This window comes from Pseudoxanthomonas spadix (assembly GCF_003703395.1).
GTDB classification, from domain to species: Bacteria; Pseudomonadota; Gammaproteobacteria; order Xanthomonadales; family Xanthomonadaceae; genus Pseudoxanthomonas_A; species Pseudoxanthomonas_A spadix.
In genome coordinates this window covers 454,812-464,927 of sequence record NZ_RDQN01000002.1, presented here as the reverse complement: position 1 = coordinate 464,927, position 10,116 = coordinate 454,812, and the positions used below count along the sequence as shown (strand labels likewise).

Annotated in this window: 11 protein-coding genes; 3 read left to right on the top strand and 8 right to left on the bottom strand. The window is 67.0% G+C overall.

Annotated features, from left to right (window positions below; all coding sequences use genetic code 11):
- Positions 1–18: 18 nt before the first annotated feature.
- Positions 19–225 carry a methylation-associated defense system helix-turn-helix domain-containing protein MAD1 gene (mads1, locus tag D9R12_RS04790; RefSeq protein ID WP_024889608.1) on the bottom strand — a complete coding sequence of 69 codons (207 nt, stop codon included), beginning with the start codon at positions 223–225 and terminating at the stop codon, positions 19–21.
- 156 nt (positions 226–381) lie between these two features.
- On the opposite strand from mads1, the gene D9R12_RS04785 reads away from it, so the two are divergent.
- The 3 genes from D9R12_RS04785 to D9R12_RS04775 all read left to right on the top strand — a co-directional run bounded on the left by D9R12_RS04785 (position 382) and on the right by D9R12_RS04775 (position 3,964).
- Positions 382–732, top strand: a complete 351-nt coding sequence (locus D9R12_RS04785; protein ID WP_024889609.1) for a helix-turn-helix domain-containing protein — start codon at positions 382–384, stop codon at positions 730–732.
- 93 nt (positions 733–825) lie between these two features.
- Complete coding sequence (locus tag D9R12_RS04780; RefSeq protein WP_122228603.1) at positions 826–2,559, top strand: ATP-dependent nuclease; 1,734 nt, start codon at positions 826–828, stop codon at positions 2,557–2,559.
- A complete protein-coding gene (locus D9R12_RS04775; RefSeq protein ID WP_122228600.1) occupies positions 2,546–3,964 on the top strand; it encodes a UvrD-helicase domain-containing protein in 1,419 nt (472 codons plus the stop codon). Before D9R12_RS04780 ends, D9R12_RS04775 begins: the two co-directional genes overlap by 14 nt.
- Here D9R12_RS04775 and D9R12_RS04770 read toward each other — a convergent pair.
- The 7 genes from D9R12_RS04770 to pilL2 are packed head-to-tail and all read right to left on the bottom strand — an operon-like array spanning position 3,961 to position 9,925.
- Complete coding sequence (locus tag D9R12_RS04770) at positions 3,961–4,710, bottom strand: TIGR03747 family integrating conjugative element membrane protein (protein WP_122228597.1); 750 nt, start codon at positions 4,708–4,710, stop codon at positions 3,961–3,963. The genes D9R12_RS04775 and D9R12_RS04770 overlap by 4 nt on opposite strands.
- On the bottom strand, positions 4,707–6,863 hold the full coding sequence (traD, locus tag D9R12_RS04765) for a type IV conjugative transfer system coupling protein TraD (protein WP_122228594.1): 2,157 nt from the start codon (positions 6,861–6,863) through the stop codon (positions 4,707–4,709). The genes D9R12_RS04770 and traD overlap by 4 nt, the downstream gene beginning before the upstream one ends.
- Positions 6,864–6,871: 8 nt before the next feature.
- Entirely contained in the window at positions 6,872–7,405 is a 534-nt protein-coding gene (locus tag D9R12_RS04760) for an integrating conjugative element protein (RefSeq protein ID WP_122228591.1), read from the bottom strand.
- Positions 7,402–8,022, bottom strand: a complete 621-nt coding sequence (locus tag D9R12_RS04755) for a lysozyme family protein (RefSeq protein ID WP_122228589.1) — start codon at positions 8,020–8,022, stop codon at positions 7,402–7,404. Before D9R12_RS04755 ends, D9R12_RS04760 begins: the two co-directional genes overlap by 4 nt.
- Positions 8,007–8,726, bottom strand: coding sequence for a TIGR03759 family integrating conjugative element protein (locus tag D9R12_RS04750; RefSeq protein ID WP_122228586.1), 720 nt, complete (start codon positions 8,724–8,726; stop codon positions 8,007–8,009). Before D9R12_RS04750 ends, D9R12_RS04755 begins: the two co-directional genes overlap by 16 nt.
- A 9-nt stretch (positions 8,727–8,735) precedes the next feature.
- The gene (locus D9R12_RS04745) at positions 8,736–9,383 is read right to left on the bottom strand and encodes a hypothetical protein (RefSeq protein WP_122228583.1); all 648 of its coding nucleotides are present in this window, start codon (positions 9,381–9,383) and stop codon (positions 8,736–8,738) included.
- Complete coding sequence (gene pilL2 / locus D9R12_RS04740) at positions 9,380–9,925, bottom strand: PFGI-1 class ICE element type IV pilus protein PilL2 (protein WP_122228580.1); 546 nt, start codon at positions 9,923–9,925, stop codon at positions 9,380–9,382. The genes D9R12_RS04745 and pilL2 overlap by 4 nt, the downstream gene beginning before the upstream one ends.
- Between the last annotated feature and the right edge of the window lie 191 nt (positions 9,926–10,116).

Below are 10,116 nucleotides of genomic sequence, written 5' to 3'. Positions count from 1 at the left end.
CGCTCACCGAGGCTGGGGTCATTTCTGGTCTTCCTCGCCGAAATCATGGGTTGTGTGTTTCTGCTGCTCTATCCATGTATCGATGTCCTTTCGGGCGAATCGCCACTGACCTCGCACCTTGAACGCAGGTAGTTCTCCAGCCTGGGCCATGGAGTAGACCGTCTTCTCGCCGACCTTTAAGAGCGTGGCGACCTCTTTAACCGTGAACACTTCTTCCCCAAGCATCTGTTCGCTCCTGAAAAGTGACGACCTGGGCAGGTTGGCCGGCATGGTCCTGGCCCAAGATCGGCAGGAAAGAGCAAACTTTACCAAACAACGGAGTAGTCTACTAAGTGTGTTAAATGTTGCACAACACTAAACACCTGAGGTAGGATGCGCGGCATGAGTAGCTTTGGAGAGACGATTCGCGACCTTCGGGTGGCACAGAGCCTTGGCTTACGCGAGGCGGCAGGCTTAGTCGGCATTTCGCCGGCCTACCTGAGCCGTATCGAGCGTGGCAAGGAGTCTCCGCCTAGGCCTGAGGTCATCAAAGCTCTAGCGAAGGTGCTGGCGGCAGATCCCGACGTGTTGTTCCGCCTATCGCCTTCGACTGACCCTGAAGTCGTCGACTACTTGCACACGCAGCCTGAAGCGATGGCTTTAGTGCGATACCTCAAGGAGGCGTCATTGCCCGCAGAGGACGTCGCAAAGTTGTTGGAGCTTGCCGAGTCGCTGTCTCGCCCTACCAAGTAGAGAACTGGGCAGGAGGCCTGCAGCAGGCGGCCCGAGTGGATAGTGAGGTGTTGCGATTTCAGTGGGAGCGGCTTCAATGCGCGGGGGATAGGCATGGCACGAATCAGAAAAATCCAGATCGCCAACTTCCGCGGCATCCAGCTGCTGACCTGGTGCCCGACGCCTGGCATCAACTGCCTGATCGGCCCGGGCGACAGCGGCAAGTCCACGGTGCTGGACGCGATCGACCTATGCCTGGGGGCCAGACGCTATGTCCAGTTCTCGGATGCGGACTTCTTCGGCCTGGACATCACAACCCCAATCAGCATCACGCTGACGCTCGGCGACCTCGATGACAGCATGAGGACGCTGGAGGGCTTTGGTGCATTCCTGCGCGGATACCACGCCAACACTGGCGTCGTCGAAGACGAGCCCTCTGCCGGCGCGGAGGTTGTGCTCTGCCTGAACCTGACGGTCGCCAGTGACCTGGAGCCCTCGTGGACCCTCGTCTCCGACCGCGCCGCACAGCAAGGCATCGTCAAGACGCTCGCATGGAAGGATCGCGTCGCCCTGGCGCCCACTCGTATCGGCGCGCTGGCGGACTTCAACCTGGGATGGCAGCGCGGCTCGGTACTGAACCGCATCTCGGAAGAGCGAGCCGACGCTTCGGCCGCCCTCGTCAAGGCCGCCAGAGATGCGCGGAGTGCCTTCGGAGACCAGGCCGAACAACAGTTGGGAGAAGCGCTGGGGATCGTCACCGCCACTGCTCAGGAGCTGGGCGTCAACATCGGCGCTAAGGCCAAGGCGCTGCTGGATTCGCATTCGGTGTCGTTCGGTGGCGGCACCATCTCCCTGCACAACGAAAGCGGCATCCCGCTTCGCAGCCTGGGCGTCGGGTCCACGCGTCTGCTTGTCGCTGGCCTACAGCGCAAGGCGGCCGGTCAGGCGTCGATCGTGCTCTCGGACGAACTGGAGTACGGGCTGGAGCCGCACCGCATCGCGAGGTTCTTGGGCTCCCTCGGCGCCAAGGAGGCCGCTGCTCCGCTGCAGGTGTTCCTCACCACCCACTCACCCGTGGCGCTGAGAGAACTGTCTGGCGGCCAGCTCTTCGTGTTGCGCCGCGGCCCCCTCGGCCATGAGGCTCGCCTGGTCGGCGCCGACAATGACATCCAGAGCACGATCCGCCTCTACCCCGAGGCCTTCCTGGCTGGCTCCGTGGTCGTGTGCGAGGGAGCCAGCGAGATAGGCCTGCTGCGCGGGCTGGACTTATACAGGCTTGACCAGGGGAATGCGTCACTGGCTGCATTGGGCGTGGCCCTCGTCGACTGCGGTGGCGGGGAGCCGGATCGACCGTATGCCCGCGCCGCAGCGTTCCAGTCTCTCGGCTACCGGGTGATGGTGCTGCGCGACGACGACAAGAAGCCCACTCCTGCGGTCGAGCAGACTTTTGTCGAGAACGGTGGCACCGTCGTCGCCTACCGCGCGGGCCGGGCGCTGGAGGACGAGCTGTTCGGCAGTCTCACGCCGGCTGCCTGCCAGAGGCTGATCGGCTACGCCAACGAATTGCATGGCGACCTGATCGTCGAACACCTGCGCACTGTCTCGAACAACACGCTCACCTTCCAGCAGATCTGGGACGAAATCCAGAACACCGGCCTCCTGTCGGCCGGACGCAGGGCCATCCTTGGTCAGGCGGCGCGCATCCGAAAGGCTGGCTGGTTCAAGCAAATCTCGTGGATGGAGGACGTGGCGAGGACCATCGTTGCACCGGACCTGCATCTTTGCGATCAGGGATTCCGCGCTCTGATGGACCAGGTATTCGGGTGGGCCACTGATGGACCACGTTGAAATCGACCTTCGTGCAATCCAACGCGGAACCGTCACCGCACCGGCCGGCTGCGGCAAGACACAGCTGATTGCCGACGCGCTTGCCGGTCATCGGGGCAACAAGCCCATTCTCGTGCTGACACACACGAATGCCGGGGTCGCGGCCTTGCGTGGCCGGCTGGACCGCGCCGGTGTGCCAGCCAGCGCCTATCGATTGAGCACGATCGATGGCTGGGCCATCCGGCTCATCTCGACCTTTCCGGGCCGCAGCGCCCACGATCCGGAGATTCTGCGGCTGACTGCACCTGCGCGGGACTACCCGGCAATCCGCGACGCCGCCTGGAAGCTCCTGCAGGCCGGGCACGTCAGTGAGGTGCTGAAAGCCTCGTATGCGCACCTGATCGTGGATGAGTACCAGGATTGTTCGGTGCCTCAGCACTACATCGTCTATTTCCTCTCGTTGATCTTGCCGACCTGCGTGCTGGGCGACCCCATGCAGGCGATCTTCGGGTTCCGGGGCAATGCACTGGCCGATTGGAACCAGCACGTGTGCGCGCATTTTCCTGTCGTCGGGGAACTGGCAACGCCCTGGCGATGGCGCAACGCCGGCGCGGAAGCGCTGGGACAATGGTTGCTGGAGGCTCGCCGGTTGTTGGCGGCGGGGCAGTCGGTGGACCTGCGTAGTGGGCCACCGGAGCATGTGACCTGGATGCAGGCCTTACCACCCAACGACCATGCCCAGCGCCTAGCCGCTGCGAGGACGGCATCGCCAACCGCTGACGGGCGCGTGCTCATCATCGCCGATAGCCGCAACCGAGCAGCACAGCAGAACTTTGCGAGCCAGACGCCGGGCGCTTCGACGGTCGAGGCCGTCGATCTGCAAGACCTCATCGCCTTCGCTAGCAACTTTGATGCGGGGGCACCGAATGCTCTCGCGCAGTTACTGGCGCTGGCGCAGAGCGTCATGACCAATGTGGGCGTGGCGGAGTTGACGCGGCGCCTGGAGTCGTTGGCAAAGGGAACTGCAAGGAATCCTCCGAACGAGGCAGAAAGCCGCGCACTGGCGTTCGGGCGCGCGCCCTCTCTCGCTGCGGCCGCCGCGCTGTTGTCGGAACTGCGGGCACTGCCGAACGTACGTGTGCATAGGCCGGCCATCCTCTACGGGGTGCTTAAGGCGCTCCGGGAAGCCTCGTCGGGGGCCGTCCCTCTGGCAGAAGCGGCCCGGCGCGTGCGGGAAGAGAACCGGCTGTTGGGGCGCCCGCTACCAAAACGCGCCGTCGGCAGCACGCTGTTGCTCAAGGGGCTGGAAGCCGAAGTCGCGGTGCTGCTAAATATCGAGGGTATGAGCGCACAGAACCTTTACGTCGCCATGACCCGTGGGTCGATGAAGGTCGTAGTGTGTAGCGCCAGTCCAGTCATCGGCTAGAGATACTTCTTGAACGTCGCCGCCGCAATGCATACCGCCGCGCCGAGCAGTGCGGCGCTGGGCAGCAGGATCAGCAGCGGGTTCACGCTGACCGGCAGGGCCAGGTAAGTCACCCACGGCAGTACGGCCAGCGGGATCAGGCTGGCCCTGGCGCGGTGATAGATGAACCCCGATTCGCGTCCCGCGCCGAAGCGGCGGATGTCCCGGCGCACCAGGCCGTCCACCAGTCCGACGAAGGCGGCCATCAGGAACAGCGGCAGGGTCAGGCACAGCACCAGCAGCCGTACGAGGAAGACTAGCGTCGTGTAGGCCGAGGCGATCAGGTAGCTCTCCAGATGCACGTAGACCAGGCCGATGTAGTAGCGGAAATCCTTGGTCGGGCGATGGCTGCCGGCGCTGGCCTGCGCCGAGGCGTCGCGTATCCAGTCCAGCAGGCCGCTCTTCATGAACAGCCAGTCGTAGCCCTGCTCGACCAGCCGGTGCGCGGTGCGCCCCGGCTCCTGTACCAGCGCGCTGCGCGTGAAATGCGTGGAGAGCTGATCCAGCTCGTAGTGCAGCATGCCCTGCGCGTGGCGCCAGCCCTGATCGGGCCAGAAGAAGTGCATGCCGACGCACTCGATCAGGATGCACAGCAGCAGCGCGCCGCACAGCACGCCGAAGAAGCGGAACGGCAGCGTGACCAGACCCGCGATCAGGCCTTGCTGTCGTTGCTGCTGACGCTGGGCCGCGACGGCCGGATCGCTCATGTTTCGGACTCTTCGGCCGCGGCCATCTGCTTGAAGTCGTCCAGCAGGTCGTCGGGCAGCGCCTTGTCCTGCAGGCCGGGGATGCCTTGGTTCGCCCACCAGTCTCCTGCCTCGACGTAGTGCTGCCGCATATAGCCGGCCAGCTCCTGCAGATCCTTCGGCATGGCTTCGTCGGGGTCGGGTGCCGGCAGCGGCATGCGGACTTTCCAGAGGTTGCCGCCCTCGATCAGCGCGAAGCACTGCCCCTTCGGTAGCGCCACGACATGCGCGGGCTCGATCAATGGCACGCTGGTCGTGCTGATGCGGTCCTGGGTATTGGACGTGAATGCGGTATTGCCGTGCGGGTCGGAGCTGTCGGTGGCGCCGCTCATCAGTGCCGTGGCGTACACCTCGACCTTGGGCAGTTGTCGCGTCAGCAGCTCGGCGGTGGCGGTCTCGCGCACGCGCAGCATGAACAGGTTGTTGAAGTTGCCGACCACCTGGCCGGCCTTGGCACGATTGCCGATGCGTGCCTCGATGTCGCTCAAGGTCTGCGTGTAGGCCGTCACCTGCACGCCGGCACCGCCGCCCTTGTTGACCATCGGGATGAACTCGTCGCCCATGAGTTCATTGAATTCGTCGGCGTGGACGTTGATCGGAATCTTGGCGCCCGCCGCGGCGCCGGGCAGCCCGTCGTCGATGCCGAACTTGTAGATGTGGCCGGCGACCGAGACCAGGTCGCTGAACATCGAGTTGCCCACCGCCGCCGCGACTTCGGCGTCGGACAGCGCATCCAGCCCCACGTAGACCACCGCGCGTTTTCGGATGACCTGCATCCAGTCGAAGATCGGCCGCGGGTCGGACAGGTCGGAATAATCCGGTGCGAGCAGTTGCGCGATCTTGCCGGTGGTGAGCTTCTCCAGCAGCGGCAGCAGCGAAGCGACGATCTTGTCGAAGTACGTCCGGTCGTAGCGCACGGCGCTGCGCAGGCCATCGAGCACCGGGTCGTAGACGCGCGCCAGGGACAGGTACTGTTCGAGGGCTACCACGCGCTTCTCGCGCCCGATCATGTTGCGCGGGATGTTCCTGTCGTTCAGCTTGGCTTCGAGTTGGACGATGACCTCCCAGGCCTTCGGCTCGTTCCTGGCGAAGTAGTGCTGGGCGTACTCGATGAACAGCGCGTCGATGTTGATGACGTGGCGCTGGATCAGCAGGTAGTCCGGCCGCTGCCCCAGCTCGACCAGGGCGCGCGCGATGATGTTGACGAAGCGCCAGGCGAATTCGCGGAACGCGGCGCTGTTGCCTTCGCCCGAGAGCTGTCCGGCGATGCGCGTGGCCACCTCGGAGATCCGCCCGAAGCGGCCGACGGCGTTGTAGCGCGCCGAGATGTCCGGCCAGCCCAGATGGAACACGTAGAACTCGCCTTCGCGTCCGGCGCGCTTGGCCTCGACGTACATGCGCTTCAACAGGTCCGCATCGCCCTTGGGGTCGAAGGCGATCACCACCTCGTGCTCGCCGCGGACCTTGCGGCGGATGTCCTGGGTGATGAACAGCTCGGCCAGCCGCGTCTTGCCCACGCGCGTGGTGCCCAGCACCAGGCTGTGGCCGACGCGCTCGCCCAGCGGCAGGGTGACATCGACCTCGGCCGGTTCGATGCCATGCAGGCGCGGCAGTCCGCCGACCGGCGGCAGCGGCCGCGCCGGGTTGAGAGGGCTGTCCCAGGCCAGCGCACGCGCCAGCTTCGAGACGGGAAACGGCGCGAACTCAAGCCGCTCCTCCAGCCGCCGGGCGGCCCGATGGATCGCCGTCGGCTCGACATAGCGACGGAACTCCGGCCGGTAGGTCTGCATCAGCCGGTGCGTGTGTCGCTGCTCCCAGCGAAAGCCCCGGCCGACGAACAGCCGTTGCTGGCTCACCGGCACGTCGCGGCTGGTCATCACGTAGCGCGGCAGGCGGCGGATGTTGCGGCGATAGCGCAGGATCGTCCAGGCATCGCGCAGACGAATCGCGCCGAAGGCCAGGAAGGCCAGCGCCGAGCCCCGGCCGAGCAGCGGGTTCAGCGCGAGCGACCACGGTGCCAGCAGGCACAGAAGCGTGGCGGCGGCGCACACCGCCACGGTGTAAAGCTCCACCGCTGGCCGCAGCAGAACCTCGACCGCATGCGGCTGGGCCATTTGCGCACCTACTGCTCGACGCCGGTGGACGTGATGAGCACCGGGTAGTGGCGCAGGCCCAGGCGCTGGGCCAGGTCGTCGCCGGAGGCCGGCGAGAGGGTCAGGCCAGGAGCCAGCCTGCGCAGCGCCGTCAGCGCGGCCATCGACTCCACGTTGACTACCAGACCCACGGCCTGCAGCTCTCGCAGCGCCGCCTGCCGCTGCCGCAGCCAGGCGCGCGAGCGCTCATCGTCGCCGATCACGAACAGCGCCGTCAGGCCCGGCGCCCGGATGACGCGGCGCTGCACCTGGCCCGGCGAGAGTTGTGTCGAGCGCACCGGCAGCATGGCGGCTTCGGCGTCGGTCGCGTTGCCCAGGCGAGGGGCCGGCATCGGGGCCGGCGGCGTAGTTTGATCCGGCTGAGGATTCAGCGGCTGGTAGTACGGCAGCGCGGAGGCGCCGCCCCGGTCTTCGACGACGATCAGCGGCGCGGAGCCGGTCTGCGCGAACACCGTGGTCGTGGACAGTAGCCCGATGGCGGCGATGAGGACGATGTGGTTCATGGCGTGGCTGCCTGGAGGGTTGGAACGGGAACGCCGGCGTCGAGCACGCGGGTCAGGTGTCGATGCACGCTGCGCCGGTAGCGCGCCGCCGGTGCCCCGCCGGCGGGCCGGTGGTAGCGGCCGATGGCAAGAAGCCAGTCCTCGCCCGGCGTGTGCTGTTCGCGCAGGATTTCTGCGGCGATGGCGAGGTTGCGGTACGGGTCCAGCAGCTCGCAGGGGCGCGTGTAGCGATGCGTGTGGTAGCCGAGATTGACCTGGCCGAGACCGGCATCGATGCGATTGGCCGGCGTGCGGGCGAGTGCCCGGCGCAGCCCTGCGCAGACCTCGGCGCGGGTGGCGTAGCGCTGCGGCGTGCCGGCGACGTTGAGCGTCCACGGCCAGGGGATCAGGCGCCCGCGCAGCATGGCGCCGCTCTCCTGCAATGCCACCGCGTACAACACCGCCGCCGGCACATCTGCACGATGCGCCGCCAGTCGATAGGCCGGCGGTGGCACTTCCCGCGCCGGGGCGGCCAATGCCCAGCCGCCGGTGGCGAGCAGCAGCGCGGCGCTGGTGCAGCGGATGGCGACGCGGCATGGCCGGCGCTCCCGGCCGGGAGTACCTATTGCCGCTGCCATTGACCGTTCACCTCGCGCACCACAGCCGGCAGCTCGCCGGGCAGGCCCAGCGAAAGCCAGCGCCCCGCATCGTGGTTGAGCGTAATGGCGCGGGCGCGCACCCTGGCCGGGTCGATGCCCGCCTGGGTGGCCCACTGCCGGATGCGTGCGTCGTCCTGGCGGCTGCCGACCATGTAGAGGTCGAAGGCCGTGCCTGCCGCCTGCAACTGCTGCACGCGCTGCGCGCACGGTGCGCAGTCGGCCTTGACGAAGACCGCCAGGCGCCCGGAGCCGGTGTTGCCGGCACCCTGCGCCCTGGCACCGGGTAGGCTCACGCGCGGCTGGCCGGGAAACAGGCGCTGCCACGCCGCATCGTAGGCTCGCTGGTAGGCCAGTGTCTTGCCGACTCGCCGGGCCTCGGCCCGCACCTGCAGCTCCGCGTAGCGCCTGCGCTCCTCCTCGCTACGGGCCTCGATGCCCAGCGCCGTGAGCGGATCGAGCGCTGGCGAATACACCCCGAGCGGCCCCTGCATCAGTTGCCGGTAGCGGGCCCACTCCTCGGGGTGAAGCCCCCAATCCCGCGCCTGTCTCTCGTCGAGCACGGCATCCGCGCTCGGCTGCACCTGGGCGGGCACCATGCGCGAGTTCGTCACCGAGGCCGGCTGGGCCGATGCGCCGAAAGCGACGAAGAGGACGACGGCAGCAGGCATAGGCCGCAGGTTCATGGAGGACTCCTACGGCACCGCAACGCGCTGGGTCTGGCCGTTCACCTGGAACACGCCCGCCTGCGCCTCGATGGATTGCAGTCGCCAGCCGCCCTCGGCATCGCCCTCGCGCAGCAGACGGGCGCCCGCGAGCGAGGGCGCGGCAGTGGAGGTGATCGACAGAAAGCGCTCGCCTCCCCGCAGCTCTACGCCGAGCACCCGGAACGGCGGCTCCGGCACCTTGGGCTTCGTCGCAACCGGAGCGCGCGGGCGAGCGGCGGATGCCACCTGTCGGTTCTTTTCCAGCCGGGTTTCGAGTCCGTTCACGCGCGCCTGCAGCATCTGCAGGTCGATGATCAGGGCCTTTGCCTCCTCGGCCTCTTCGAGGCGCGCCATCCGTTCGGCCAGCGCCTGCCGCGCGTTGGCGAATTCGGCTTGGCTGATCGGCGCCGGTCGGCGCTTGTCAGTATCGGCCTGTCGTTCGAGATCGGCCACGCGCAGGCCCAGCGCCTTGACCTGCGCATCCTGTGCGCTGCTCTGGGTCTGTTCGGCGAGCCGAGACAGGCCGACGCTGTTGATGAGTGCCACGGCACTGATGAGCAGCAGCCAGCAGGCTGCGGCGATCCCGAGCCAGCGCGCGCGGGAATCGCGTTCGGATGGCGCCTGGGGAAAGGTCATGGCTTCCGCTCCTCGGGCCGATCGACGTCCGGCACGGGCGGGGCGGTGCCGGGCGGGTTGGCGGAAAGTAAGATGGGAGCGCCGTGCCGGCTGAAGCAGACCTGGCGGGTCACGTCATCGACCGACAGCTCCCAGGCGGGGCCGGCGAGGGTCAGCAAGGCATCGCGCAGCATCATCGGGCCCAGGCGCAGGTGTGCGGCGGGCAGCGGCAGCGCGTAGAGCGTGGCAGCCTCGGCCGTATCGCAGAGCCGGTAGCCCGAGCGCAGCAACACGTGGCGCATGGCATCGCCCACGCTGGCATCGAGCATGGGCGGAATGGAGACCTCCGCCACCTGCTGCAAGAGATCACGCTGCGCAGGTTCCGGTACCAGCTCGACCAGGGTGTAGCGGCCGTAGCGGGCGACGGGCACCAGTCCCTGCTCCGAAGCTGTCTCCTCGGGCGCTTCTATAGGGTCAGGGATGGCCGGTGTTGTCGTGCAACCGGACAGCAGGCCGCCGAGCACGGAAAAGATGCAGAGGAAACGAGGCAGAGACCACAGCATGTGGCACCCCACGGTGACGGGATGCCTTCACCATTGCCGAACCTTGCTGCGCGGGCTGCCAAAAATCCGAAACGCGCGGTGTCCATTTTTTCCCAAGTAGGGGGCACACCGGCCCGGCGATAGCAGGTGCACTGCAGGGTGGGTCCGCGACCCGCCGCGTGCCGAGGTATCGGGACCAGGAGTTCGTGGCC

Excerpts from the sequence above, each read along its gene's own strand:
- D9R12_RS04785 (WP_024889609.1), top strand. The coding sequence starts at position 382 with ATGAGTAGCTTTGGAGAGACGATTCGCGACCTTCGGGTGGCACAGAGC.
- D9R12_RS04780 (WP_122228603.1), top strand. The coding sequence starts at position 826 with ATGGCACGAATCAGAAAAATCCAGATCGCCAACTTCCGCGGCATCCAG.
- D9R12_RS04755 (WP_122228589.1), bottom strand. The coding sequence starts at position 8,022 with ATGGCAGCGGCAATAGGTACTCCCGGCCGGGAGCGCCGGCCATGCCGC.
- pilL2 (WP_122228580.1), bottom strand. The coding sequence starts at position 9,925 with ATGCTGTGGTCTCTGCCTCGTTTCCTCTGCATCTTTTCCGTGCTCGGC.
- traD (WP_122228594.1), bottom strand. The coding sequence starts at position 6,863 with ATGGCCCAGCCGCATGCGGTCGAGGTTCTGCTGCGGCCAGCGGTGGAG.
- D9R12_RS04770 (WP_122228597.1), bottom strand. The coding sequence starts at position 4,710 with ATGAGCGATCCGGCCGTCGCGGCCCAGCGTCAGCAGCAACGACAGCAA.
- mads1 (WP_024889608.1), bottom strand. The coding sequence starts at position 225 with ATGCTTGGGGAAGAAGTGTTCACGGTTAAAGAGGTCGCCACGCTCTTA.
- D9R12_RS04760 (WP_122228591.1), bottom strand. The coding sequence starts at position 7,405 with ATGAACCACATCGTCCTCATCGCCGCCATCGGGCTACTGTCCACGACC.
- D9R12_RS04775 (WP_122228600.1), top strand. The coding sequence starts at position 2,546 with ATGGACCACGTTGAAATCGACCTTCGTGCAATCCAACGCGGAACCGTC.
- D9R12_RS04745 (WP_122228583.1), bottom strand. The coding sequence starts at position 9,383 with ATGACCTTTCCCCAGGCGCCATCCGAACGCGATTCCCGCGCGCGCTGG.
- D9R12_RS04750 (WP_122228586.1), bottom strand. The coding sequence starts at position 8,726 with ATGAACCTGCGGCCTATGCCTGCTGCCGTCGTCCTCTTCGTCGCTTTC.